This is a genomic window from Capnocytophaga genosp. AHN8471, from assembly GCF_016806945.1.
GTDB classification, from domain to species: Bacteria; Bacteroidota; Bacteroidia; order Flavobacteriales; family Flavobacteriaceae; genus Capnocytophaga; species Capnocytophaga periodontitidis.
Map to the genome: position 1 here is coordinate 1 of NZ_JAESPJ010000020.1, position 25,407 is coordinate 25,407.

The window sequence follows — 25,407 nt, forward strand, 5'->3', positions numbered from 1 at the left end:
AGGAGGAGTATATAACGACGTAAGAACATAGTAATTATGGATTGTTAATTATTAATTGTTTTGACTTCTATTTTCTCAGTAGGGGTAGGTGAATTGTCTTTTAAAATGACTTTAAAAAGGTAGAGATAAGTGTTATCAGGTTGTATATCGGAATCTTCAACCGAGGTAACAGGCGTAGTAAGGCTGCGCCACAACATAGGTTTATCTCCATTGATAGCCTTGTAAATTATCATTTCATTAAAGCCATCTTTTATAGGTAACCACTGCAAAGTAACTTTTCCTTTTTTAACACGACTTTGAAGTCCTCGTAATACCCTATCATCGGTTTTAGGTTTGTGATTGATTTGTATTACAGGCGAGTAGTCCGAAAAATTATTGCTATGGTCTTTTGCACGTACGGTATACTCATAAACCCCTGATACATTAGGAGGAACCGTATAAGTATAGGATTCTTTTTTGCTATTATTTTCAGAGTGAATAAGTTTCCAATCGGTAGTACCCTTTTCTCTTTGGTAGAGCAAATATTGGGTTACATCGTCACTAAAGCTCTTACGCCAAGTAAGTTTCCAGCCATTTTTGTCATCGACATACTGAGTAAAAATAGGGGTGGTAGGAGGGACTTTATCGGGTTTGGTGAGTTCTAACAATACGGAGGGAGTGGACTCATTCTTACGAAAATCGATGGCAGTTACCCAATAATATACTTTAGCGTTCAAACTTTTGAGAACTACGGTATCTTTAAGGGAGGTATCGGTGATATGAGAGCCTGTGATACGCATCATCTCTTCACCTTTTTGGTTACCTCTAAAAACATAATAGCCCATTAGGTCGGCATCGGTATTGGCTTTCCATTGCAAAGTTACGACCCCTAAAGTATCTATAGTCCCTGTGAGTTGTTGTACCCTTTCAGGAGGAGTTTCGTCATCGGGCTGTACTAACATTGCAAATGAATCGAAAGTAGTACCATTTTTGGCATACGTGCGCACTTTATAGTAATTAGAGGGCATTGTAGGGGTTATAAGTATTTGTCTATCACTTACAGCAATAGGAGTTTTTATCTCTTTATAAGCCTTGTCGTCAGGCGAATGCAAGAGAGAAAAGTGTGTAATCTCATTCTCGTTTTCCTTAGAGAAATCCCAACGCAAACGGTATTGCTTTTCGTCTATAGGAACTACCTCAGTAAGTTGTGCTATTTGCGTAATAGCCTTAATACCTTTGCCTTTTATCTCTTGAGAATACGGACTATAAGTTCCAAAGATTGTTTTTCCTTTTAGGCGATAGCGGTACTCCTTATCATTTTGAGCTAATGAATCTACATAAATCATCGCTGTGGAACGACTATTTTGATTCATATTTACCACGGGATGTTCGGTTATTGGAGCAAAAGGAGCATCTCCTTCAGCCTTTTCAATAAAATAATAACTATAGAGTTGGCTAAGGGTTTGATAGTCCCACGTGAGAGTTACTTTTCTATCTTCAAAATGTCCTCTAAAATCAAAAGGAGCTGGTAATTCTTGGAAATCTCTAAGCCCAGCCACTACAACTCCTTCTTTTATATTGAGCTTATCATTAGGCAAAAGTTTTACTTTATAAAGATAATTTTCATTGGGTAATACCTCGTTGTCTACATATCCCCATCCTGCAAAGCAAGCTACAGAGAAGTCTAAATCGGCTGCCATTAGAGCAAAAGAAAAACGGTCGTCTATTTCGCGTGCTTTATTGGCAATTCCTTCTATAGGGTTTTGGTTATTAGAAATCTCAGTTTCAAAAGTTTCACCATAGATAGCTTGTGCGACAATAGCGGCATTGTCGTTCTTTTCAACCCATTCTTTCCACTTTTCTAAAGGAGGGGTTTTGAAGATGCCTAACAATTTGGTTTCGCGGGTAGTGAGCAGTTTCCCATTGCGAAGGTATGTAGTCCGTTCTAACAGAAATCCTATGTTATTGGCTTTCTGCCACGCTACGGGGGCATCTACTGCCCATCGCAAAGCAATACTGTTTTTTCGTACCTCTTTACTTATTTGCACAGAAGGGTTTTCTTGTGAAAAGGCAAGAAAAGTAAAAGTATATATAACTATAAATAAAGCTTGTTTCATTTTCTCTTAAAACTTATATTTGTAAGGTGTTTCGGAAGTGATTTTTCCGTTAGGTAATTGGTATTTTAACACAGCTTTGTAGTTTTTAGAAGGAAGCACAGGGAAATAGAGTTCCATAAACTCTATGTACAAAGGATTTTGCATTAGTTCACTCAAGTGATTAGCAAAGTAAGTGTGCTGATCATCCCAGTCTTTTTGATAATACATAAATACATCATATCGATAAGGGAATACCCGTTTTACATCGTAACTACTCCATTTAAGTTCCTCAGGATAAAATGGGAAAACAGTGACAGCCTCTTTAGGAGGATAGCCTACAGTGTTAGTATCTCTGCTAAACCAAGGCTGTCCTTGAGGGTTGTTGTATAAATATTTAGTAAATAAAGCGTCAAACTTATCATCTAATACAGCTTCAGCTTTTATGAGAGGAATTCCTGAATAAGTGGTTCCTATGAGTTCAGCTTCTTCAAAAGGTTCATCAGTATTCATATCGTTCTGTAGCAAGGCAACTGCCGAGTTATATTTTATCCACAAATGTTTCGTATTGAACTTCTTCATCTTGTCACTCAGACGCTCGTATTTACTAGTGTTAAATTGGTATGACAAACGTTCAAAGCCTCCTCTATCTACATTAGCTTGTGCTTTTTTGTCCTCAAAGGTGTAAGAAGTTTCGTCTTCTCCTTTGTCAAATTTTCCCTCAGAAATTTTGGGGTCATTTTTCTTTCGTTGTGACTTTTCAGCACTTACTTTTGCACCTTGCTTGCTATAGCTCACAATAGAAAGCCCATATTTAGTAGCTTTGGAGAGTTTAGGCATAGTGAAGGAAATTTTGTTCTCTGCTTTTAAGTAAGTAGGAGTAAGCTCAAGGGCTTTACCACCTCCTTCGGGCTCTATAAATAATCGAGTATTCCAATGTGCATCTTCAAACAAATAAGGCTGACCTTGTTCTAATTGTACAAAGCCTTCATCACTTTCACCTATGAAATAGTTCTTTTGGTCTAATACAGGATAGGCGTATTTTATATTCCTATTAGGGATATAATCAGGAGCTTCACCTGTGGTAAATGTACGCTCTTCGGTTTCTACAGCTTTTTTACCATCTACCATCACAGTATAGTAACTTCCTCCTTTAAGTTCTTTAAAGCTTACACTTACTACTGCTTTTAGTTTTTGATGAGGAGGAAGCACCTCTCTTGGAGTAAAGTTAAGTTCATCCTGACTCTTGCCATAAGTTAGTTTTCCTTCTATGGTATTTCCTTGAGCATCGAGTACTTCAAATTTTTCTAAGTTCACGATATAAGTATGGTCATGGTCATCTTCTGGGATAACAATAGGTTTTTCTAATTCTAAGTTGAAAGTAGCTTGAGGAGAGAGGAATACATCTACATTTTCACTACGGTCAGAAGGGGATACGTCCGAGATAATTTTCATACCTCCTAACACTTGATCGCTTGCCAATTCACATTGTTCTCCAAATTCCATTTTTAAACGGAAGCGACCTTTTACCAATCCGCCGAGTACATTGTAGTAGCCACCTAAATAACCTCGTGCCCAGAAAGGATTAGGTCCTGACCCTTGTAGTAAAGCTGCTACCCCTGCACTAAGTATTGGGATGCGTTTGCGAATAAAGAACAGTTTTATTTTAATACCTAATTCGCCTTGCAGATATACATACGTTTGTCCGTTAGCATACCATCCGTTGATCCCTAGTTCTCCACTTCTGCCTTTGCAATGGGCATTGCCATAATTTTTTAACATCAAATCTGAACCAAAGCCAGCGGCAAAACTCGCGTAGAGAAAACCTACATCAAATTTAGTATCAAAGTTTAAATGTGCACCAAAAGCAAATCCTTTTCCTTCTTTTATCTGGTTAAGGCTTTTCATATAACCGATCTCGTCAGGATTGAGTTTTAGTATTTCGGCTACTTTTGCAGGAGGTTGTGGAGCTTCCCCTATTTTAGTACCTATCATAAGGTAGGTTTGAGCTTTGAGATTTAGAAAATCGCCAAATCCTACTTGCAATCCCATCATCTCACGAGTTGTACCTAGATGATAATACCAATCTTGAGGGTCTACGTGTAATACCGCACGTCCTGCCAAGTTACCATTACCAGTACCTCTTATCACTCCTCCAGCTACATTCACATATACTTCCATATTAGAGTGATAAGCTTTTGAAGCAAAATCATAACTCACATTTAATTGAGCGAAAATAGGTGCTTTTTGGGTTTCATTGCTTTTATCTATAACAAAATCATCGGGGATGTCAGCTTTTCCTGAATTGTCCAAGTATTTATACTTTTCATTTTTAGCTAACTCTTCCATTTTTACAACATTTTGTACATTGTCAGCAAAACTTTTTTGTACGGTAGCAAAAGGATTGGATAGTTTATCTTGGAAGGCATACATTACAGCAGCATTACCATAAAATCCGATTTTTGAGAGTCCTCCTCCTTTATAAGTTTGTATATCTAACAAGGCTAAAAAGGATAGTACTTTTTTGTCTTGAAAAGCTCCTAATACCCCAGCTTTGAGTCCTAATCCTATTTTTTCATCAGGCACAAGAGAGAGTTCTTCTAATTCCTTTTTTTCTTTAGGGTTGCCTAGAGGGCGCATTTGATAATACGCCCCTCCTACAAAACCTGTTATTTTCACGTATTGGGTGTTGATATTTAGTCCGTCTACCATAGCTTCAAAGCCCCAATAGCGGAAATCTTTACTACCAAATACAGCATTAGCCTTAACATCTACATCAATTTTAGTGATTTTAGCGGCAAGTTTGGCTTTGAAACCATTGCCGTACACAGGGTCGTTTTTCATTAGATTCAACTCTCCACTCACTTTAGCTACTGCTATATCTACTTCTTTTAATTTGAGTTTAGTAATTTCGAATCGGTCGTAATCCCAATGTTCATCAGTGTTTTTAGCGTAGATATTGAAATCACCTTCGGCAGAAAACTTATCTTTTTGTAAGCCTACCCGTATACCAAAATGTAATTGAGCACGTTCTTCTCTAAAAGCTACACTTACATCTTTGATACTCACAGGGAAGCCTGCTATTTTCTGTTCTCCTTCACAGCCAAAATACTCAGCTGATATGTAAGGAGCTTGTGTTTGTAAGGTGAATTTTTGAAATTTAACTCCTTCTAATCGATAAAGATTTTCATTATCTTTAGGGGCGTCTAAAATCATTGACCCATCCAATACTACTTTTGGGAGAAATTCTTTGTTTTTTACTTGCAATTCAACATAAGAAGAAGGCAGGATAACAGCTTTTGCTTTCCACATATCAAAGGAAATAGACTCTAATGAGGAAACACGGAGCATATAGTTATCCTCGGAAAAACTACCCTCAAAATGAATTCCACGAGAATCTTCTTTTTCTATAGGAATACGGAAAGCACCAGAAAGGGCACCTCCGGTGAGTTTAGAAGCTACAAAATCAGCTTGTATGTGGTCTATGGCGTATTGCCATCCTTTCTTTTTATCCTCAGAAGTACGTCCTTCTTTAAAGCTAATGAGATTCTCTGCTGACAAACTTCCTGAAAAACCATAAGCATCCAAAAGGAAGTTAGTTGCTTTTAAACTTACTCTCCCTCCTGTTTTTTTGAACTCCTCAGGTAAGGTAACCGTGAGTTCTTGTATATAAAAGCCTCGCCAACTTTCTTGCCCAGCTACTAAATACTCGTCATATCCTTGAGGGAAAACCATTGCTGGGGCATTATTGGTATCACTCATATCCAAGACCATTCGCTCAGGGTGAAATATAAAAGCTCCTTTATCTTTATTTTGTATCTGCCTTGTAAGAGCAAAAGCAGGTAGTTTAAGTTCTACTAGCAAGTTGTTAAAATCTTCAGCTTCTATAGCTACCTCACTTTCTACATAGCCATTGGCTATAGGTTGTAACTTATTGTCAACTGGTACTATAAGTTCATTAGAGATGCGTATCATCCCTTTTAAAGCAATTTTTTTCAATCCGTTACAATCTACTTCAATATATGTTTGGTCGTCTACAGTTTTTCCTTTTACATTTTTACCTCCTTTGAGCAAAAACGACCAGTTTTTAGTATTACTAATAGTCACATCACCTAATAATGACAAATGTACATCGCCTACTAACTGACCTTCATACGAAAAAGGAATTTCAGTAGCTCCAAAGTAGAGTTCGCGTTTACCTGAAGGATTTTGTGTGTCGGGGAAGGTAATGCGGGCATAGATATTTACAGTAGTTTCGTTAGGAGAAAAAGTAGCATTGGTAATCATCATAGCATACTCTACGCCATTCTTATTCTCTCTAATTCCTACAGGGAGTTCAGTAATATCTTGAATTTGGTTTACCCAATGGGTTTTCTTTTCTAATGAAGTAAAATTTTCTTGCTCTTGCGCTTTCAAACTACTATAGCACAACAGCAAAAGTAGCAAATAGATGCTTTTTATTCTCATAGCGGAAGTGTATTTTTTTAACGCTACAAAAGTAAAAAAATATTTTGAAATAACAATTATATTCGCATTAAAACTAAAAATGTATTTACATTTTTTATTCGATACGTTGTTAATCAGTGAGATGTATTATATGTTTTTAGTTATTTCTCTCTAAGAATTCCTATAAGTATGCTTTTCTAGAGCTTTTTTGATGATATTTTTTTATTTATATATTTGTAGAATTTATAAATATCTGTATTTTTGTACATAAATTGAATCTTTGTAACACAGATATTTCCGTGTATTAATTAACACTAAAATAGAGTATATAACCGAGTATTTTTATTAGGTTTTTGGGTGTTTTTTGAACCTAAAAAGCATTGATAATCAACATATTTTTAAATCAATGTAAAATTGTGGTTCCGAAGGTCGTGGGTTCGAGCCCCATATTCCACCCCAAAGGGGAAACCTAATTAAAATACGCCTTAGAGCGTATTTTTTTATGTCTACACTTTATGAACTTATACAAAGCGAGTATAAAACCGAGTATATTTCCGAGTATACAAAATTGAAAGAACTTATAGAGAAGAAGAAATATTGAAATTCAAGTATAAATCATAAATAACGTCAGTTCGATATAAAAGATTATTGATTTACAGCTTTGTAACATAATATATTCACAAAATAATTCACCGTCAGGTGAAAATTCGTGAGATAATATAAAATAAGGAGTTTTATGCATTCTCAATTTCGTGAAAATTCGTGTAATTCGTGGGAGATTAAAAATATTTTACTGATTGTTAAATAATTACTTACGCCGAACTCACGTTAATTATATAGAATAGGATTACTCATTTACACTTTATCCGTATTATTAATTTTCATCTTATTAAAAAGAGTGTTATATTTTGTAGTGTCTAAATGTACAAGGAACAAGTAGTAGCAAATGTAAAAAAGGATAGCTCTCCACAGAAAGCTATCCTTTTTTGTTATGAGTTGTTACTCCTTTTAAAACATTGCTGAAAACAACTTAGGATTGATGTTCAAACTGCACCAGAACCAATCTTGGTAACCGCGTTGGTTAGCAGTACCTTTGAGAGCTTTGGTACCATCGTTAGCAAAGTAAGTAGAGTAACCTACTTGTAACCCTATAAAAGGTTGTACTTTTAAGTTGTACACTAAGTCGATTTCACTACCGAGACTACTGTGTTTCTTATCAGTTTCGAACTTAGTTGCGGGTGCAAAGAAGTGATAAGTAGCGCTGAGGTTGCTCTTTTCACCAGTGCGCACATTGGCAGTGAGATAAGGATTGAGCAAACCTACAGAAGGAGTGAAACCTACATAGTAATAATCCATAAAGCCGTAGAACTTGTGGTTGGTACCGCTGAATGGATTAAATACCTTATCTTTACCCGAAGTGTCATCAGAGGCGTTGCCACTGAGGTAATCTACTCCAGCAGTTAGGCCAAAGATAGGAGAGAACTTGTAGCCTGCGTTCACTGCAAACATATAAGCGCTTTTTTCTGTGCCGCCTGCATTTTTACCAGTTTGCAAATAAGCCGAAGCGCCATAGCTCAACTGGTTACTTTTGCCAGTGTAGTGCGCACCGAAAGTTTGCATATTTTGGTCAGCACTATCATCAGTACGGTAACCTAAGTTAGCAAACAAGAGCGACAATTGGTGCGCTTCACTGATGCTATAGTGCGCGTGAAGAGCTTGCAAGTGTTGATAATCCTGACCCAATCCTGGAGTAAAATTCTGTCCGCTCGGAGTATTTACATTTAGAGTAGGGGTCGTGGTACTTCCCGATTGGTTATAAGCAAAGAAACCGCGAAGTGTCAACTTTTCAGAAGGTGTCCAATTGAGGTTCACTGCATCGTGGCTACGTCCGGCAGGATGCCAATCAAGCGACCCAAAAATGCGATCATCATCTAAAACAATCATCTGTCTACCTACTTTTGCACTGAGAGTATTTACAAGCGGAAATTCAGCATAAGCCTCAAAAACCGACATACCGCCTGTTCTATCAACAGCTTGTATTTGTTGCGCTTGCCCCCATACATTCACATTTTGTAGTGATATATATAGGTGTAAACGGTCGGTGTGCTTGTAGTCAAAGTTCAAACGCGTACGGTTGTTTGTGAGAATTGCAGGTGATTCCCCTTCCACTAAAGGACGATATGCTCCATTGCGATACTCAAAACGTGGGCGCAATTGTGCCGATAACGTAAACTCGTTTGGAGGTGGGGGAGGAGCCATTTCATCCATCGGTGGAGGTGTTGGCAACTCTTCTTGTGCACTTGCTAAAGTAGGGCACAAAACGAAAGCAGTGCCCAACGCAAAAATTGATAATAAATGTTTTTTCATCGGTATAATTTTTTTTGAATTATTTACACTTAAAAAATGTTAATGTATTGAAAATGAAACAAAAACAAATTTACCTTATTTAGACTTACAATAAAGTATGCAGTTTTTTTCGTTTTCATTTGCAAATGTATAGAAACTATTTTACATTTGCAACGAAAAACAACGAAAAAACATTTTTTTATATAATGGCGACAACAAATAACAACACCCAATCTACTAAAAAAGGACGATGGTTTCGCTTCTTGATTCCATCATTAGTAGGGATATTGATAGGGCTCGGTGGATATATTTTCTATATATCCAAAGCATATACCTATCTGTCTGACGACCCTAAGGCGTGTGTGAACTGCCATATTATGGAGCCTGAGTACGCTACGTGGATGCACTCCTCTCACGGCCGCAATACCGTGTGTAACGATTGCCACGTGCCTCACGACAACGTTTTTCGCAAATACTATTTCAAAGCGAACGACGGTCTGCGCCACGCCACGATGTTCACTTTCCGATTGGAACCTCAAGTGATTAAAATGCACTCTCCAGGGCAAAGAGTAGTACAAGAAAATTGTATTCGTTGCCACAGCACCCTTGTAAGCGAAGTGCAAGCAGGCAAGGTAACTGCTGAAATGGCACACGCCGATAATGGCAAATTGTGCTGGGATTGCCACCGCGAAGTACCTCACAGTCGTGTGAGAGGGCTTAATGCTGCTCCTCATTCGCCTGTGCCTATTGTGGACAATATGCCGAGCAACACTCCCGATTGGCTTGACAAAATGGTGAAAAACAGAGAAAAATCAAATAATTAAAAAAAAACGAAATATAATTTATACAGCGATGAAAAAGAAACATTGGTTAATTGCAGGTTTATTAGCAGTGGTTACCTTTTTATTAGGTCTATTGGCTAATTCGATAATGAACAGATCAACAGAAGCTCAGTTAATAGCTAAAGGTGGTAATAACCTTAAAGAAGGTGAATGCCGCAACGAGCTTTACGAACCGTTCTATCCTCGTGAATACGCTTCGTGGGCAGCTACTGCCGACACTACTTTCCGCTCTAAGTATATGAGTAGTCAAGATGATGATTTGCTCGCTTTGCGCCCCGAAATGGTAATCCTTTGGGCAGGGTATTCATTCTCTAAGGGATACAACGCTCCACGCGGACATATGCACGCTATTGAAGACGTTACTAAAATCCTCCGTACTGGCGCCCCTACTGATTCAACTCACTCTCCTCAACCAGGTACTTGCTGGACTTGTAAAAGCCCTGATGTGCCTCGCTTAATTAAAGAAGTAGGTGCTGAAACTTATTACAGCGCTCCTTGGGATCAATGGGGTAGCCAAATCGTAAATCCTATCGGTTGCGCTACTTGCCACGATACTAAAACTATGAAATTGCAAGTAAGTCAATTGGCTTTACAAGAAGCCTTCAAACGTCAAGGTCGCGATATCAATAAAGCTACTCATCAAGAGATGCGTTCTCTTGTGTGTGCGCAATGCCACGTAGAGTACTACTTCAAAGGTGATAAAAAATATCTTACTTTCCCTTGGGATAAAGGTATGACTGTTGAAAAGATGGAAGAGTACTACGATGCAGAAGGTTGGACTGACTATGTACACCCACTTAGCCGTACTCCTATCCTCAAAGCACAACACCCCGACTATGAACTTTCTCAACTCGGTATTCACGGACAACGCGGCGTTTCTTGTGCCGATTGCCATATGCCTTACAAAACTGATGGTGCTGTGAAATTCACCGATCACCAAATCAGTAGCCCTTTGCGTAACGTATCTGCAAGCTGTCAAACTTGTCACCGCCAAAGTGAAGAAGAATTGGTGAAAAACGTATACGATCGCCAAGATGCTGTATATGGTATGCGTATGAAACTCGAAAAACAATTAGCAAAAGTACACTTCAAAGCTAAATTCTTGTGGGATAACGGTGCTACTGAAGAACAAATGAAACCTACTTTGGCACTTATCCGCAAATCACAATGGCGTTGGGATATGGTACACTCTTCACACGGTGCCGCTTTCCACGCTCCTATCGAATCTGAACGCCTCCTTAGCGATGGTCTTATCTATGCTTATCAAGCTGAAAATAATTTAGATGTGCTTAAAGAAAAACTAAACATCAAAACAGCTTTCGTAATGCCTGATATCAGCACTAAAGCTAAAGCCCAAAAAGAAATCGGTCTAGATATTCCTAAAGAAGAAGCTGCTAAGAAAAGATTCTTGGAAACTATCGTCCCTAAATGGATTAAAGAAGCTAAAGAAAAAGGACGCTTAGTAACCCAAAAGTAATTTAACGAATTACGAATGACAAATGACGAGTAGGGGCGAATTACATTCGCCCCTATTTCTTACCTCTTATCTCTTACCTAACTATGAAACAATATCCCTTCGCTATTCTCGTAGCGTGCTTATCCCTTATCATAGGGCTGATACTACAACTTACCTTAGGAAGTATCAGCAAAAGCTGGTTTAGCTTTCCTTACAATGTAATAGGAGGCTTTGCCTTTGTGGTACTCACTACAGCTGTATATTTTATTTTTAGAAAAACGAATTTTATCGTGCGCTTTTCATCAGCGCCTTTTGCTATTGTTACGGTCGTAACCCTTGGGGTACTCACCATTGGTTTGGGGAGCATCAACGTAAATCCTCAAGAGGTAGCTCATAGCTTTGTGGGCAAATTGGGCTTAGACGACCTTACCAAAACTTGGTACTTTGGCATTATCTTCGTATTGGCACTGATGAACCTCTGGTTTTCTATCCTAAAACGCTCGATGGTCTACCAACGCAAAAATATACCTTTCCTTCTCAACCACTTTGGCTTATGGCTTACAATGTTCGCTGGTGTATTAGGTCAGGGAGATATTATACGTCTGAAAATGAACCTCTATAAGGATAAGCTCGAATGGCGCGCTACTACTGAAGATAATCAAATGGTAGAACTCCCCATTGCAATGGAACTCAAAGAGTTCAGTATTGATATTTATCCTAACAAACTATTTGTGATTGATAGTACAGGTTCAGCACTACCTCACGAAAAACCTCAAGGCTTTATGCTGGAGAAAGAAGGTGACTATGCAACCCTGCTGAACTGGAAAATCACCCTTCACCAATATCTCGAAAAAGCTATTCCTGATACCGATAGTACCTACATCAATCATACGATGTGGGGTGCGACCAATGCTGCTAAGGTAACCGTAGAAGACCTTCGTACTCATAAAAAGAAAACCGATTGGATTTCTGCCGGAAACTTCCAATTCTCACCCCGTGCCATTCATTTAGACGATGAGCATACCTTGGTAATGGCTCCTGCCGAAGCACGTAAATTCCAATCTGAGGTATTAGTATACCAAAAAGGGAAACAAGAAGTTTTAGAAGAAAAAATAGAGGTGAATCACCCTATCAGTGTAGGCGGTTGGCGTATTTACCAATTGAGTTATGACGAGCGTATGGGACGTTGGTCAGAGCTTAGTGTGGTAGAACTCATTTCCGACCCTTGGTTACCTGTCGTTTATGTAGGAATTTTCTTACTACTTGCTGGCGGTATTGCTCTACTCTTTGAAGTAAAAACTAAAACAGCTAACAAGTAACGGCTAACGCTGTTGTTAATTATTAATTGTCAATTGTTAATTAAAAATGTGGCATTATTTTAATCTTATAACATATATCACAGTAGCTTTGTGGCTACTTTCAGGTACGCTTATCTACAGCAAGAGCAAAGCGCTTAGAGGAGTGAGTATTGTAGCTCACTTAGTAGCTACCTTAACCATAGGAGGTTTTATTGTTGCCTTATGGCAAAACTTAGACCGTCCGCCATTGCGCACACTTGCCGAAACGCGTATTTGGTATGCATTCTTTATGGGGCTCATAGGCTGTGCTATCTATTGGCTCTATCGTCAAAAGTGGATGCTCAGCTATTCGGCTGTAATGGGGATTGTGTTTGTAGTACTTACTTACACTCACCCCGATACAATGAACAAAGCCCTAATGCCTGCCTTGCAGAGTGTGTGGTTCATTCCACACGTAATCGTGTATATATTTGCTTATGCAATGTTAGGAATGGCATCACTCACCGCTTTCTATGGCATTTATCGCTATAAAAAAGGACAAGAAGTACAATCAATTTTCATTGTTATCGATCAACTTGTAAAAATAGGTTATGTATTCCTCACCTTTGGATTGCTTTTTGGAGCCCTTTGGGCAAAAGAAGCGTGGGGACACTATTGGACGTGGGACCCTAAAGAAACTTGGGCATTTATCACTTGGCTCGGCTATTTGGTATATCTCCACCACCACAAGTACAATCACAAAGAAAAGAAACCATACCAGAGTTTCCTTATTGTAGGAATTGCCTTTATACTGCTCCTTGTTTGCTGGTTTGGTGTAAACTACTTACCAACAGCACAAATGAGTGTACATACCTATTCTGGATAAATAATAAAAAAAGTCGCTAAGTACCTCACTAAGCGACTTTTTTTGTTTAATAGGAAAATTATTTATACTTTTGCCTACTGATTATTAAAATGATATTAAGATGATTGAACAACCAGAAGTAAAGATAAAGCAAGCACGCGAAGTAAAAAGAGTTTCTCAAGACTTTGTCGCGGCTCAGTTAGGAATTTCTACACGCGCTTATTCAAAGATTGAATCAGGAGAGACGCAACTTACCATTACGCGCCTCAACGAAATATGTGCTATCCTGCAAGTAGACCCGATGAAAGTTTTAGGTTTCGACGATAAAAAAGTGTTCAACATCAATAATAATTCTTCTGGCACTTGTAATGGAGAATATCATTTGAATCAAATTCCCGAAAAATTAATAGCTCAATACGAAGAAACTATAGCTTCCCTGAAAGAGCAAATAGTAATGCTCAAAGAGATGCTTAATAAATAATAAAAAAAGCTGCCCTAAGGCAGCTTTTTATCGTTTTAGTTGAGTACCAACTTTTCAGTTTTATTATCTCCTTTTTTCAAAGTAATAGAAACTCTTTTAGTTTTACTACTATTGTTAAGTGTATAGTGTGCTGAAAAAGTAAAAGTATTGGTCTCATTATTAACACTTGTGAATTGCGTTCCTTTATCAAGATTGCTAAAGGTAGCGTTACCTGCATCATCAGAAACTACTTGGAAGGTAGCGTGAAATGTTTCGTCGCCCATCATATTCCAAGTATCTTGATCGTAAGCGTATACTCTCACTCCTTTTACAGGTTTACCTAAAAGGTCTACTAATTGAATAGTAGCAGAAGTCGCTTTGTCTTCATCCTTGTCTTTACTACACGCAAATGTGGTGATTGCTGTAAGTAACAATACTGTTGTGTACATTAAAAATTTCTTCATTGCTTTGTGGATTATTGGTTATTACTGTGATTGTGTATTTCAATAGTTGTGTTACCTGCATTCTGAGGTTGAGCTTGTTGAGGAGCATTCTCACGTTTTGCTTTGATTTTGATAGTTTCAGTGGTTACAATACCAGCTGTAATTCCACTAATCAAGAAATCAGCAAGGTTAGTACGAGTAACTACTTGACAGTTACCTGAAGAGGGTGTATTTACTTTAGTCCGTCCTACAGGAAGTAGTCCCCAAAAAAGCCATACTTGTTTACCTTTGGCATACACATAATCTTCGGTAGGGGTTTCGCGAAACTGCCCTACATCTGTTTTAGTGATACGACAAGCACTTAACATTAGCAGTGCTGTACCAAGAATTAAAAATTTCTTCATTGGTTTATGAAAATTAATTAGTTACGAAATTGATTAGGGGAAAGAAACTGTAATTTCTCTGTTGTTTCTACTAAATTCAGCATCGTAAGAGCCTTCAGTAGGATAAAAAGCATAACCTTTGTTTTGTTTCCAACTTACGGTATAAGTTTCTAATGCTACCTCAAAAGTTCTTGTCGTTTTTCCTTCCATTACAAAAGTACTATTTCCTACTTTTACAGTATATGGATTTTTAGAAGTGTTTTTAATGATAAGTGTTCCTTTTGCTTGATTATTACAGTTTTCAGTAGTGTTGAGGGTTACTTGAACCATATTGCTATAAGCATTAGTAGTAAAACTACCTGTTTTAGTATGACCACAAGGGGTAGTAGCAGTATAGCTAAAACTTTTGTTTTGTTCAAGTTCAAAAACTACATAACCTTTAACACTACCTATTGTGTTAGTGCTTTTTGTTTGCCCTTCAATAGTTATTTTTACATTGTTTAGGTATTCATTACTATCTCTTACCAAGAATTCAACGTTTACTTTTCTTGTTTGTGCTTGGCTTCCTGCAAGAGTAATAGTACTTTCTTTAGCAGTACCATCAATAGCGAGTTCTACTTCTTTGTAGTAAGGTGAAGAAGAAGTAACTACAAAAAATGTATATTTTTGATTGTTGTATGTAGGACGGAAGTTGCTGAAAGTAGCTATACCTTGTGCATTGGTAGTAGCATTTTTAGTAGAAGTTAAAAGATTTTCATTGCCATTACTCGTTTTAAGTCCATAACTGAGAGCTTGAAAAGTATAAGAATCAGCAGCATACACCTTTTTACCACTTACAGCAGTACCATTGCTTACTACTTTTATCTTTACAGTATAATTCTTTGCAGTAGCTGTAAGAGCGATGGTATTATCGCCTTCAGCAATTGTTTTTTCTACTTCAGTAGAAAGATATTCATTGTCTTTTTCTACAATGAAATACAGCTTTCTACCTATATATTCTGATACATCAATAGTAGCACTACCATTGCTTACAGTAGCCTCTTTTACAGCTACGTGGCTTGATTTAAAAGTACTATTAGCTACGATTACTTTTACGCCATTAGTAACCCCTGATACAGTGATTTTTGCAGTAGCTTTTTTCGCAGCTGGTGCTGTACTATTAGAAGAGGTTTTAGTAAGGGTGCGTTTAGTAGTTTTACCATCTTCATCTTTTACTGAAACTACGATGTTATCCCCTGCTTTAGTAATATCTAAAAGTTCTTTCTTCCCTTGAACTACAAGATAAACCTTGCCATTTTCTACTGTATAATTAAAAGTGCCTCGATTTTCAGTACAAGTATTGTCATCATCGTCATACTGATTGGTGATAAGAGTAACTTGATTTTTGGTAAAAACAAAAGACCCTTTTTTAACACAATTCCATTCTGTTTGGTGGTTAGCATTGTTAGAGAACTTCACTCCGTCATACTCAAATTCTACGTGTGACCACGTTCCGTTGAGAAAGTCGGGTGTAATAGCTGTTACAGCCTGACCAGTATTGCTGTTGCCATTACCGTTCCCAGTGCCATTACCACTGTTATTGCCGTTGTTGTCGCTCCCTCCATCGTCTTTGGAACAACCGATAATCGTAAGTGCTATAAGTGAAAGCACCGTGAAAATTGTTGATAATCTTTTCATTATTTGAAATTTTATGAATTAAACGGGGCAAAAATACCACGGATAAAAAAGATATACAACACTAATTATTTCTTATTTTGAACTTATATTTCTTATTTTGAACTAAAGAGTGATGATTAAATAAATAGATTATCAGTATAATCAAATTTAGAAAAGTCTTAAGACTTGCCAAAATGTAGCGGCATAAATACAATTTTGAGACTTTTTGAACAGATGAAAGGTTTTGTGACCAATATCATCAAAAAGATAGGTCAAGGTGACTTTGTAGACATCAACAAAGAACAGTATGAAACACATTTTTGATGTGTTTTAGGAATTAATTTTGATAATAAAAAGCTGTTGAGCATCTTGCTTAGTAGCTTTTTTTGTTTAATAGGAAAATTATCTGATACATTAAATGTCTAATGTCTAAAGACTGAATTATAACGTTTTTTAACGTGAAAAATAAAAAATAACAAAAATATAATATATACATAAAAATATTTTTATATTTTTGCAACAGAAATCTGCAAAAACTCCCAATTGAAAAGATTAAAAAGTATACAATCCATTATAAAAAAATATGATACACAGGGTAGTAGCCCCGTTTTGATAATGGCAAATGACCTGAACCAATGGGTGTGTAAGTATAGAGATGTAAACCAACTCTTTAATGAATTATTAGCTTATCAATTTGCTAAAATATGGCAAATAAATATACCAGAGGGGGCTTTTATAGAAATAGACTATGAGAAACATATAAAACCTCTTGAAAACAAACGAGGATTAGAACGAAGATTTTTTGAAAGGGAATGTTTTGGGTCGCTTTTTCTACAGAATGCAATTGAAGTTAATAAAACAATACTTACAGACAAAGATATTATTAGAAGGATTAAAAATAAAAATGATTTGCTCAAAATAGCCCTTTTTGATATTTGGCTATCCAATGAAGATAGAACCTTTAACAACTATAACTTGTTATTACAAGCAATAAAAGGAGGGTTCTCAATTTTGTACATTATTGATAATACAGAGATTTTCAATTCATCAATGGCATATGATCAATCAATGGAACTAATAACACAAGGAGACAGTGTGCTCAATTCTGATTTAGCTACATTTATATTTAAGAATGACACAGAAACAGTGCGAGAAATGAATGATTTATTGAAAGAGTTCCCTATATTTACAAAGAATTGTCAAGACAATTTACAATCTATATTAAATCAAGTTCCTCAAAAATGGCATATAGACTTACAAAGTCACAAAACTAAAATAGACATAATTTTCACAGAAGATTGGCTTAAAATTTGTGAACATACATTTAGAAAATATATACAAACATCAATAATTCATAAACCATAATGGAAACCTTATACTGTCCTATCTACTTATCAACAAATGCTCTATCATCAGATAGATTCAGCGTTGGGCTCATTATGGCAAATAATGACACTTTGTTTTTCAACTATTCCGATGAGAAACTAACAAAAGTTAAACACTTATTCACTAATGAAGCATTTCTTATCGTAAAACAATATCTAAAATCACTATATAAAAGTTTTAATACCGATGAGTCAGACACTTTATTTGCCAGAAAGGAAATGTTAAATAATTGGGTAAATAAACAATACCTATCCTATTTAGGAAAATACTCAAATAATCTCATACAATTTGGAGAGACAACAATTGTCGATATAGAACTTAATGAAGACATCTTTAAAAAATTCTTTGAAATGTATGTATTTCGTTATCCTGTATTGATAGATAAAGAAAAGGATATAGATATATTGAAAAAACCACAAACTATATCTTTTTATGAGGAAGTATCAGAAAGGGTCAATATAGATAGAGAAATTACCAATAAAGATTTAAATACCCTTCTAATTCCTACAAAAGTTGGGTTTATAGGTAAAAATGAAGTCCCCACAGCGGGAGATATACTTAACCTAAAAAGAAACATTCAAACTATAAGTAACAATATAAATAGTTTTATATCTCTAACGAAAGCATTAAACGATAATCAAAATAAGAAAGGGAAATACTATCTTATAGGCGAAGAACCTGACAAAAAACTAAAAGAAAATCATCATCTTTGGAATAACCTGCGTAATACCAAAATAATAGATTATGTAGAACTTCAAGATATAGGAGAAATAACTAGTTATTTTACACAACACCAGGTAACGCCTTTTTTTGCCGACTGATAATCTATCAAAATAGATTTTCCGTCAAAAATATCCTATTTTTTATCCTTTAAAACTGAGATAATTATTCTTTGAAGAGCTTTTTGTGGCTGTTGGCAATAAGTAGCTGATGGAACAAACAATTTGTTTAATAGGAAAATTATTTATACTTTTGCGCTTGTAAATAACACTTAAATTTTTCAACAATGGGAAAAAAGATTACTCCAGAAAACAATCGTGCCAATATGCAAAATCCAAACAAAGGAAGTGATGGCACAAATAAACAATTTGACAAAGCCCAAGGGAATAGAGGCAAACAAATGAATCCTAATAGAGAAAAACAATCTTAATTTTGTTCCCTAAGGTTAGAAACGATTAAAAAATCCCGATTCTAATTTACTAATGCTAATTTTCTAAAAACCAATACAAGGTTAATTCTTAAAAGCAAAAGTAAATATACAAAAAAAAGCTGTCTTTTTAGATAGCTTTTTTTGTATATTAAAATAGCGATAACTGTCCGTTGAAGAGTTCTTTGTGCTTGTTATGGCTATTGGCGATGAGCAAATGGCGGAGTTTTGTGGGCTCCATAGTGCCTGCTAATGGGGTTGCCCCGCTGCAAGTGATGAAGTATTTGGCTCGGCTGAGGGTTACTCCTATCTGTTTGAGACTGTAATAGGTGAGTTTTTGGAAGGTGCGCGCTGTGAGTATCTTCTGCACTGAGCGTACGCCTACCCCTGGGATGCGCAAAAGCATCTCACGAGGTGCGGTGTTTACATCTACCGGAAAGAGGTGTGGGTGGCGCAAAGCCCAAGCGAGTTTGGGGTCTATTTCTAAATCGAGAAAGGGCTGACGTGTATCTAAAATCTCATCGGGAGCAAAGCCGTAGTAACGCATTAACCAATCAGCTTGATAGAGACGATTTTCACGCACTATAGGCACCTGAGAGTGAATAGACGGCAATCGGCTGTCTTGCAATACCGGTACATATCCCGAATAGTACACCCGCTTCATCTCTAACTTCTCATACATATAACTGGCGACTTTTATTATCTTCTGGTCAGTTTCATTGGTAGCGCCTATAATCATTTGTGTAGTTTGTCCGGCGGGAGCAAATTTTGGTGTATGCTTGAATTTCTTCTTTTCAATAGAGTGAATAGCCAGTTCATTTCTCAGCTGCTGCATTGGGGTGATCATCTGCTGGTGATCTTTTTCGGGGGCAAGCAACTTGAGTCCTTCTTTGGTGGGGATTTCGAGATTGATAGAAAGGCGGTCGGCATAGAGTCCTGCCTCGTGAACGAGAGCTTCACTCGCCCCTGGAATCGTTTTTAGGTGGATATAGCCATTGAAACGCTCTTCTAAACGCAACTTTTTAGCCACGCGCACCAATCGTTCCATTGTAGTATCGGGGTCTTTGAAGACTCCTGAACTGAGGAACAAGCCCTCTATATAATTTCGGCGGTAAAAGTTGATAGTAAGGTCTACCACCTCTTGCACGCTAAAAGCAGCGCGCTGTATGTCGTTGCTGCGTCGCGATACGCAGTACACACAATCGTAGATACAATGGTTGGTAAGCAGTATTTTGAGCAGAGAAATACACCTGCCGTCCTCGGTAAACGAGTGGCAGATGCCAAAATTGGCTGCGTTGCCCAATTCACCTTTCACTGCCTTGCGCGAGCTTCCGCTACTGGAGCAAGAAACATCGTATTTGGCAGCATCGGCGAGGATCGCTAATTTTTCTTTAATGCGCTCAAAGTCCATTGTTAGGGGATAGGGGTTAGGAAATAGGGGATAGGGGGTTCCACTGTTCAGGGTATTTTGGATTGATATCCTTGTAAAAATCGTAAATTTCCTGCATAATACTCTCTTGAGAGCGCGTTTGCAGGTCGGTGAGGGAGATGGTTTTGCCTATGTATATTTTCTTTTTCTTAAAATCGCCAGCCCCCAAAACCACAGGCACTTGGGCAGAAAGCGCGATATGGTAGAAGCCCATACGCCATTTGTTCACGCGAGAGCGCGTACCTTCGGGGGTTACCACCAAGCTAAAATCTTCTTCTTTAAAGCGTTGGGTGATAAACTCGATGAGGTGGTTGTGCTGAGAGCGGTTGATGCCTATGCCGCCCAATTTGCGTACCACCCAGCCATACCACGCTTTGGTGTGGGCATCTTTGATAATGAGTTTGATAGGTTTTTCAAACTTCCAATACGCCAAAATACCGAGAACGAATTCCCAATTGGTAGTATGAGGCGCTACTACCAACACACAGCGATTGAGGTTTTTTAGATCGCCTTGTAGTTCTATTTTCCAGCCCATCACCCATAAGGCGAAAGAGCCAATCCATTTTTTAATCATAATCTGTCAATTTGTCGATTTGTTGTACTACAGTCTTTTGTTGTACTACAGTCTATTGTATAATTTCTAACTCCAAAAACCTAACACCTAATCCCTGAAACCTTATTTCACACGTACGCGTGATGAGGCTACTAACGAAGCTAAAACACCTAATATTACTATTGTTGCAAAAACAATTACTATATTTAGCGCTGTAATAGCAACGGGGTAGGGGAGGGTAGGACTTATCTTCACAAACTCAAAATGTTGTTGTAATAGCACAATTGTCGCTCCTAATACAATCCCTAATACGGCACCTAATACCGATGCCATTGTGCCTTGCCAGAAGAATATCTGTCGCATTTGTTTTTCGTTCATTCCGAGGGCATAGAGTGTTTGTAAATCTTCCTTTTTATCCAAAATCATCATAATAATTGCCCCTACAAGATTGAAAAGTGCAATGATAAGCACCAAAATAAAGATGAGATATACCGCTATGTTTTCGGTGTTGAGCATACGGTAAAGCGCATCGTTTAGTTGTACGCGGGTTTTTACAATTATGGGCTCGTGAAAGAGCTGTGGGAGCTGCGCAATTACTTCTTTTTCATTGGCATTAGGGGCTAATTTCACTTCTATAGCCGATACTTGATTTTTGTTTGCTCCCAACAAAAACTGCGCCTCATCTAAGGACGAAAATACGTATTTTTTATCTAAATCTTCCGTAAGTTGGTAGATGCCTTGCACAACCGAAAAGGCTTGTCGGTAAGGCATAGGGTCGTTTAGGATACTTCCTTTTCCTGCTTTTGGGACGACTATTTGCAAGGGAGAAGAGCCATCGGCGAGGTTCAAGCCTAAGTTATTGAAGATGGTGCCTCCTACAATTACACTGGGGGGAGTGAGATCCCAGTTGCCTAATACGAGGATACTATCCACTGCATTTACCAATGGATACTCAGTATCTACCCCTTTGATATAGGCGATATGGTTCTTTTGGTTATGAGTGAGGAAAACCTGTTCTTCTAATACTTTAGTGAAGTGAGCAACCGAGGAGAGTTGGCGTAAGTTTAGAGTGTCTTGTTTGGTAATTGATAGGTATTTGCCCGTTTTGGGGAATATTTTCAGGTCGGGGTCGAAGGTAGAGGTGAAAGAGAGGGTAAATTCTTTGAGACCGGCAAATCCTGCGAGCACGATAAATAGGGCAGCACCTCCCAGCACCACTACAAAGGCAGTAACCCTATTGATGATGTTGATAACGTTCTGTGAACTTTTGGCGAACATATAACGCCTTGCTATGTAGAGAATGGGAGACATTTTTTAGGTAACAGGTAACAAGTAATAGGTAAAGCCAGCGAGGGTTCACAGCTGGGGTGTGAGTAATAATTGGGGCAAAGGTAGAAATAATTTGCTAATTGGCAAATAGCTAAATCAACTCATTTTTTGTGTTTTAATAATTTAGTTGTGTTCTTTTCTAATGCTTTTAAACTCTCTAAGTATGATTCTTCAATAGGAGAAAGAGTTCTGGCTTCATAAGCGCGGTATTCTTGAGTTGCTTTTTTCTCGGCTTCGTCGTGACTAATAGTGCCTGCTCCTTGTAATACACCTTTGCCATAATTGGCTGAAAATTTATCTAGTTCTTCAATCCAATCCTGCATATACATAGGGCTTTGTGTTTGAGCTTTGAGTTCTGCTAAGTCAAAAAAAGCTGAAACAAGACGGTTTAGGCGGAATAATTCTTCTTCGGTGAGATAGTTTTTAGCAATTTTAGCTTCATTTAAGGTGGGTAAAGCGCCTTTGAAAGTAGTGAGTCCCATAAAGTCTTTGGTGCTATCAGCTCTGTGATAAATAAGTTCAGCTGATGTTTGCTGACTGCTAGCGTAATGTAGTTTATTTTGTACTATTTTGAAGAAAGTGAGGGTTGTTTCACTTTTAGGGTCGTAATCTCTACTGGTAGCATACAAATCGAGTACTTGGCGGTATAGAGCTTTTTCACTTGAACGAATATCGCGAATTCTGTTGAGCAGTTCTTTCCAATAATCACCTCCTCCGTTGCCTTTGAGGCGCTCATCGTCCATTGTAAAGCCTTTTACGATATATTCTTTTAGTCGTTGTGTTGCCCATTGGCGAAAGCGCGTTCCTTGTACTGACCGAACACGATAGCCAACTGAAATAATAACATCTAAATTGTAATGTTTTACTTCTCTTTCTTGAGTTTTTCCTTCTATAGCACCGTGTTGAGTGGTTTGTCGGAATTTCCGACATACCTCTTTTTCATCTAATTCTCCTTCCTCAAAAATATGAGAAATATGTTCAGTGATTGTAGTACGTCCTTTGCCAAATAATAGCGACATCTGTTCTTGCGTGAGCCATACTGTATCCCCTTCAACCCTTACATTGAGTTGGGCTGAACCATCTTCACGCTGATAAAGTATGATTTCTCCTTTTTGTATTTCCATTTTTAGTTTAGGTAATTAATTAAACTCTGAAATATTCCATTACTGCCTTGTATTCATCTTGTGCTGTGAGACAAGTGTCGAGTAAATAACCTTCTATTTGTTGCCAATTTTGCAAACCGCGATAGTAGAACAAACGCAGATTTTCAGTAATGATAAAAGGGGTTATATTGTTGGCTAAGCATTCTTTGAAGAGGAGTAATCGCCCTACACGTCCGTTGCCGTCTTGAAAGGGGTGAATATTTTCAAATTGCCAATGAAAATCTATCAAATCACGAAAAGTTTTCGTTGGTTTTTGGTGATAATTGCTTAGTAGGAGCGTCATTTCTTTTTCTACATTTTCAGGTAGTGTGGTAGCATTGCCCCCTACTTCGTTAGGTAGTTTTTTATAATCACCTACTGCAAACCAATCTTTTCTACTATTGGAAGTACCTGCTTTAAGAATGCTGTGAAATGATTTAATCATTGTTTGAGAGAGAGGTTCAGAAGCTGAGTGTAACATTATATCAAAAGCTCTAAAATGGTTGATAGCCTCTACGATGTCGTCTACTTTTACAGCTTGCTGGGTAATGCCAATAGTATTAGTTTCAAAGATATAACGCGTTTGTTCGCGAGTGAGTTGGCTACCTTCTATATGATTAGAATTATAGCAAAAATCTATTTGAGTGCGGTGGTAGATACCGCCCTTCAATTGAGATGTTTGTTCTTGTAATAAGCGTTCTAAAAGCATATTATTCATAATATGTCAATACACGAGTCTCTATTCTAAAAGGTTTTTTTATTCCTTCATAGTCAGTTAAATATATAATGCGCTTTGTCCAATTCTTATGTGTGTCAAAAGAAATGTATTGGTATTGTGTGGTCTCTATCAAATCACCATCTTCATAGAGTATTTCTTTTTCTAAATGTCCCTCTTTGTTATAAGTGTATTTAGTAATCCGCTGTCCTCCTGATAAATTAGCGACAATCAATCTTCTTGAAGAATCGTATTTCAGACTAACGCTATAATCGATATCTTGCTTGCATTCCCCCACTCCTATAGATTTTTTCTCGATAGGGTCTCCTTGTGCGTTGTATTTGTAAGTATCAATACAACAGAGGTCTCCCAAATATATTTTTTCAATATATTTCCCTTGTGTATAACTATACTCGGAAGCGAGCGTTAACATTCCACCATTATTAGACTCTTGTTTTTTTAATTTCCTACCTTTTTCGTCGTAGAGGTATTTTTCTAAAGAAATAATATTAGCTATTTCTTTAAAAGTCAGTAGGTTACCATCTTTGTTGTAGAAAGCCTCCTCTTTTGAGGAATTGTTTTTAGAATTGTTATCAAGCACTACTTTTCCATTTTTATAAATAACCTTATAGTAGGTAGTAACTGTTGTTTTTACCTTTCCTTTTAAATTTTCTTCTTGAAGATCAGTTCTCATTTTCTGTCCGAAAACAGTAAAAGGCACTAAAAATAAGCAAAATAGAAGTGTTCTCATAGTAATCTCTTGATTTTGATAGCTGTTTCTAACTGATATATGTAAAAAGGCTTCTTTTCCTTTCCTAAGCCCAAAAACTTTATAAACCAAAGGTATGGAACCTTTGATTCACTATAAAAATAATCATCAAAAGGGAAGTCGCTGATGTCTACTTCAAAAGCCTCACTGAACGCGACTAATAAATCCTCAGCATCATCACCCTCAATATGCAGCTCTTTATTAAGGGCAGTTTGTGAAGAAAAAGCTTCTTTCCCTATAAACCTTTCAATGAGTTGTTGCAATTCCTCTCTCATAGCTACCCCCTAAGAATTATGTCATTTTTCTCTTGTAGAGCAAAGCTCTGTTCTCAATAGGGTTTTCTTCTTCTTTGAGCGATTGTTCAATGCCCTCGATGTATTGCAATGAATCGTCTATATAGAAGAATAATTCCGGCATACGGCGGAACTGGTGTTTGGTGATTTGCGAGAGTTCGTGTTTGATGAGGGGGGCGTTAGAAGTTACCCCTTTGAGCACCTCGGCAGCTTTTGCCTCAGGGAATACGCTGAGGTATACTTTAGCCACCGATAAATCTACGGTTACATTTACTTTAGTTACCGAAACGAGTAAGTTTTGTTGCCCTGCATCGCGTATGGATTGCTGCAACACTTTGGCTAATTCTTCTTGAATAATGCCTGCTATTTTCTTTTGTCTGTTATTTTCCATTGTATAA

The 25,407-nt window shown here is 37.4% G+C and carries 22 protein-coding genes; 8 read left to right on the top strand and 14 right to left on the bottom strand.

Features of this window, described 5'->3' with window-relative positions:
- Window positions 1-44: 44 nt before the first annotated feature.
- From JMN12_RS09005 to JMN12_RS09015, 3 genes are all read right to left on the bottom strand, one after another.
- On the bottom strand, window positions 45-2,096 hold the full coding sequence (locus tag JMN12_RS09005; protein WP_203138725.1) for a fibronectin type III domain-containing protein: 2,052 nt from the start codon (window positions 2,094-2,096) through the stop codon (window positions 45-47).
- Window positions 2,097-2,102: 6 nt separating this feature from the next.
- Window positions 2,103-6,539, bottom strand: a complete 4,437-nt coding sequence (locus JMN12_RS09010; RefSeq protein ID WP_203138726.1) for a hypothetical protein — start codon at window positions 6,537-6,539, stop codon at window positions 2,103-2,105.
- Window positions 6,540-7,526: 987 nt separating this feature from the next.
- Window positions 7,527-8,885 carry an alginate export family protein gene (locus tag JMN12_RS09015; RefSeq protein ID WP_203138727.1) on the bottom strand — a complete coding sequence of 453 codons (1,359 nt, stop codon included), beginning with the start codon at window positions 8,883-8,885 and terminating at the stop codon, window positions 7,527-7,529.
- A gap of 185 nt (window positions 8,886-9,070) precedes the next feature.
- Between JMN12_RS09015 and nrfH the strand changes: the two genes are divergently transcribed.
- The 5 genes from nrfH (at window position 9,071) to JMN12_RS09040 (ending at window position 13,785) form a co-directional block, all read left to right on the top strand.
- The gene (nrfH, locus tag JMN12_RS09020; RefSeq protein WP_203138728.1) at window positions 9,071-9,688 is read left to right on the top strand and encodes a cytochrome c nitrite reductase small subunit; all 618 of its coding nucleotides are present in this window, start codon (window positions 9,071-9,073) and stop codon (window positions 9,686-9,688) included.
- 28 nt (window positions 9,689-9,716) lie between these two features.
- Window positions 9,717-11,183 (top strand): ammonia-forming cytochrome c nitrite reductase, encoded by a 1,467-nt coding sequence (gene nrfA, locus JMN12_RS09025; RefSeq protein ID WP_203138729.1) that lies wholly within the window; start codon window positions 9,717-9,719, stop codon window positions 11,181-11,183.
- A gap of 83 nt (window positions 11,184-11,266) precedes the next feature.
- Window positions 11,267-12,481, top strand: coding sequence for a cytochrome c biogenesis protein ResB (locus JMN12_RS09030; RefSeq protein ID WP_015782298.1), 1,215 nt, complete (start codon window positions 11,267-11,269; stop codon window positions 12,479-12,481).
- A 46-nt stretch (window positions 12,482-12,527) separates the two neighbouring features.
- Window positions 12,528-13,325 carry a cytochrome c biogenesis protein CcsA gene (gene ccsA, locus JMN12_RS09035; protein ID WP_203138732.1) on the top strand — a complete coding sequence of 266 codons (798 nt, stop codon included), beginning with the start codon at window positions 12,528-12,530 and terminating at the stop codon, window positions 13,323-13,325.
- Window positions 13,326-13,425: 100 nt separating this feature from the next.
- On the top strand, window positions 13,426-13,785 hold the full coding sequence (locus JMN12_RS09040; RefSeq protein ID WP_009412534.1) for a helix-turn-helix domain-containing protein: 360 nt from the start codon (window positions 13,426-13,428) through the stop codon (window positions 13,783-13,785).
- A 35-nt stretch (window positions 13,786-13,820) separates the two neighbouring features.
- Here the strand turns inward: JMN12_RS09040 and JMN12_RS09045 are convergent, their stop codons facing one another.
- The 3 genes from JMN12_RS09045 to JMN12_RS09055 are packed head-to-tail and all read right to left on the bottom strand — an operon-like array spanning window position 13,821 to window position 16,267.
- Window positions 13,821-14,228, bottom strand: coding sequence for a hypothetical protein (locus tag JMN12_RS09045; RefSeq protein WP_203138733.1), 408 nt, complete (start codon window positions 14,226-14,228; stop codon window positions 13,821-13,823).
- An 11-nt stretch (window positions 14,229-14,239) separates the two neighbouring features.
- Window positions 14,240-14,611 carry a hypothetical protein gene (locus JMN12_RS09050; protein ID WP_203138734.1) on the bottom strand — a complete coding sequence of 124 codons (372 nt, stop codon included), beginning with the start codon at window positions 14,609-14,611 and terminating at the stop codon, window positions 14,240-14,242.
- A 33-nt stretch (window positions 14,612-14,644) separates the two neighbouring features.
- Window positions 14,645-16,267, bottom strand: a complete 1,623-nt coding sequence (locus tag JMN12_RS09055; RefSeq protein WP_203138735.1) for a lipocalin family protein — start codon at window positions 16,265-16,267, stop codon at window positions 14,645-14,647.
- 522 nt (window positions 16,268-16,789) lie between these two features.
- On the opposite strand from JMN12_RS09055, the gene JMN12_RS09060 reads away from it, so the two are divergent.
- The 3 genes from JMN12_RS09060 to JMN12_RS09070 all read left to right on the top strand — a co-directional run bounded on the left by JMN12_RS09060 (window position 16,790) and on the right by JMN12_RS09070 (window position 18,782).
- Window positions 16,790-17,611, top strand: a complete 822-nt coding sequence (locus JMN12_RS09060; protein WP_238423863.1) for a HipA family kinase — start codon at window positions 16,790-16,792, stop codon at window positions 17,609-17,611.
- Window positions 17,611-18,453, top strand: coding sequence for a hypothetical protein (locus JMN12_RS09065; RefSeq protein ID WP_009412539.1), 843 nt, complete (start codon window positions 17,611-17,613; stop codon window positions 18,451-18,453). The genes JMN12_RS09060 and JMN12_RS09065 overlap by 1 nt, the downstream gene beginning before the upstream one ends.
- Before the next feature lie 185 nt (window positions 18,454-18,638).
- Window positions 18,639-18,782 carry a hypothetical protein gene (locus JMN12_RS09070; protein ID WP_203084568.1) on the top strand — a complete coding sequence of 48 codons (144 nt, stop codon included), beginning with the start codon at window positions 18,639-18,641 and terminating at the stop codon, window positions 18,780-18,782.
- Between the two features lie 148 nt (window positions 18,783-18,930).
- Here the strand turns inward: JMN12_RS09070 and JMN12_RS09075 are convergent, their stop codons facing one another.
- From JMN12_RS09075 to rbfA, 8 genes are all read right to left on the bottom strand, one after another.
- Window positions 18,931-20,190: a putative DNA modification/repair radical SAM protein gene (locus JMN12_RS09075; RefSeq protein ID WP_203138737.1), complete on the bottom strand. Its 1,260-nt coding sequence runs from the start codon at window positions 20,188-20,190 to the stop codon at window positions 18,931-18,933.
- A 16-nt stretch (window positions 20,191-20,206) separates the two neighbouring features.
- Complete coding sequence (locus JMN12_RS09080; protein WP_203084589.1) at window positions 20,207-20,779, bottom strand: 1-acyl-sn-glycerol-3-phosphate acyltransferase; 573 nt, start codon at window positions 20,777-20,779, stop codon at window positions 20,207-20,209.
- Window positions 20,780-20,884: 105 nt separating this feature from the next.
- Window positions 20,885-22,039 (bottom strand): ABC transporter permease, encoded by a 1,155-nt coding sequence (locus JMN12_RS09085; RefSeq protein WP_203138825.1) that lies wholly within the window; start codon window positions 22,037-22,039, stop codon window positions 20,885-20,887.
- A gap of 152 nt (window positions 22,040-22,191) precedes the next feature.
- Window positions 22,192-23,214: a virulence RhuM family protein gene (locus JMN12_RS09090; protein WP_203138739.1), complete on the bottom strand. Its 1,023-nt coding sequence runs from the start codon at window positions 23,212-23,214 to the stop codon at window positions 22,192-22,194.
- Window positions 23,215-23,233: 19 nt separating this feature from the next.
- Window positions 23,234-23,950, bottom strand: coding sequence for a Fic family protein (locus JMN12_RS09095; protein WP_238423865.1), 717 nt, complete (start codon window positions 23,948-23,950; stop codon window positions 23,234-23,236).
- Window positions 23,943-24,698 carry a hypothetical protein gene (locus tag JMN12_RS09100; protein WP_203138742.1) on the bottom strand — a complete coding sequence of 252 codons (756 nt, stop codon included), beginning with the start codon at window positions 24,696-24,698 and terminating at the stop codon, window positions 23,943-23,945. The genes JMN12_RS09095 and JMN12_RS09100 overlap by 8 nt, the downstream gene beginning before the upstream one ends.
- Window positions 24,695-24,991 carry a DUF1493 family protein gene (locus JMN12_RS09105; protein WP_203094106.1) on the bottom strand — a complete coding sequence of 99 codons (297 nt, stop codon included), beginning with the start codon at window positions 24,989-24,991 and terminating at the stop codon, window positions 24,695-24,697. Before JMN12_RS09105 ends, JMN12_RS09100 begins: the two co-directional genes overlap by 4 nt.
- Window positions 24,992-25,007: 16 nt before the next feature.
- Window positions 25,008-25,400 carry a 30S ribosome-binding factor RbfA gene (gene rbfA / locus JMN12_RS09110; protein ID WP_095901212.1) on the bottom strand — a complete coding sequence of 131 codons (393 nt, stop codon included), beginning with the start codon at window positions 25,398-25,400 and terminating at the stop codon, window positions 25,008-25,010.
- Between the last annotated feature and the right edge of the window lie 7 nt (window positions 25,401-25,407).

Bases quoted from the DNA above. Each gene is read 5' to 3' on its own strand.
- JMN12_RS09005 (WP_203138725.1), bottom strand. From the start codon at position 2,096: ATGAAACAAGCTTTATTTATAGTTATATATACTTTTACTTTTCTTGCC.
- JMN12_RS09010 (WP_203138726.1), bottom strand. From the start codon at position 6,539: ATGAGAATAAAAAGCATCTATTTGCTACTTTTGCTGTTGTGCTATAGT.
- JMN12_RS09015 (WP_203138727.1), bottom strand. From the start codon at position 8,885: ATGAAAAAACATTTATTATCAATTTTTGCGTTGGGCACTGCTTTCGTT.
- nrfH (WP_203138728.1), top strand. From the start codon at position 9,071: ATGGCGACAACAAATAACAACACCCAATCTACTAAAAAAGGACGATGG.
- nrfA (WP_203138729.1), top strand. From the start codon at position 9,717: ATGAAAAAGAAACATTGGTTAATTGCAGGTTTATTAGCAGTGGTTACC.
- JMN12_RS09030 (WP_015782298.1), top strand. From the start codon at position 11,267: ATGAAACAATATCCCTTCGCTATTCTCGTAGCGTGCTTATCCCTTATC.
- ccsA (WP_203138732.1), top strand. From the start codon at position 12,528: ATGTGGCATTATTTTAATCTTATAACATATATCACAGTAGCTTTGTGG.
- JMN12_RS09040 (WP_009412534.1), top strand. From the start codon at position 13,426: ATGATTGAACAACCAGAAGTAAAGATAAAGCAAGCACGCGAAGTAAAA.
- JMN12_RS09045 (WP_203138733.1), bottom strand. From the start codon at position 14,228: ATGAAGAAATTTTTAATGTACACAACAGTATTGTTACTTACAGCAATC.
- JMN12_RS09050 (WP_203138734.1), bottom strand. From the start codon at position 14,611: ATGAAGAAATTTTTAATTCTTGGTACAGCACTGCTAATGTTAAGTGCT.
- JMN12_RS09055 (WP_203138735.1), bottom strand. From the start codon at position 16,267: ATGAAAAGATTATCAACAATTTTCACGGTGCTTTCACTTATAGCACTT.
- JMN12_RS09065 (WP_009412539.1), top strand. From the start codon at position 17,611: ATGGAAACCTTATACTGTCCTATCTACTTATCAACAAATGCTCTATCA.
- JMN12_RS09070 (WP_203084568.1), top strand. From the start codon at position 18,639: ATGGGAAAAAAGATTACTCCAGAAAACAATCGTGCCAATATGCAAAAT.
- JMN12_RS09075 (WP_203138737.1), bottom strand. From the start codon at position 20,190: ATGGACTTTGAGCGCATTAAAGAAAAATTAGCGATCCTCGCCGATGCT.
- JMN12_RS09085 (WP_203138825.1), bottom strand. From the start codon at position 22,039: ATGTTCGCCAAAAGTTCACAGAACGTTATCAACATCATCAATAGGGTT.
- JMN12_RS09090 (WP_203138739.1), bottom strand. From the start codon at position 23,214: ATGGAAATACAAAAAGGAGAAATCATACTTTATCAGCGTGAAGATGGT.
- JMN12_RS09095 (WP_238423865.1), bottom strand. From the start codon at position 23,950: ATGAATAATATGCTTTTAGAACGCTTATTACAAGAACAAACATCTCAA.
- JMN12_RS09100 (WP_203138742.1), bottom strand. From the start codon at position 24,698: ATGAGAACACTTCTATTTTGCTTATTTTTAGTGCCTTTTACTGTTTTC.
- JMN12_RS09105 (WP_203094106.1), bottom strand. From the start codon at position 24,991: ATGAGAGAGGAATTGCAACAACTCATTGAAAGGTTTATAGGGAAAGAA.
- rbfA (WP_095901212.1), bottom strand. From the start codon at position 25,400: ATGGAAAATAACAGACAAAAGAAAATAGCAGGCATTATTCAAGAAGAA.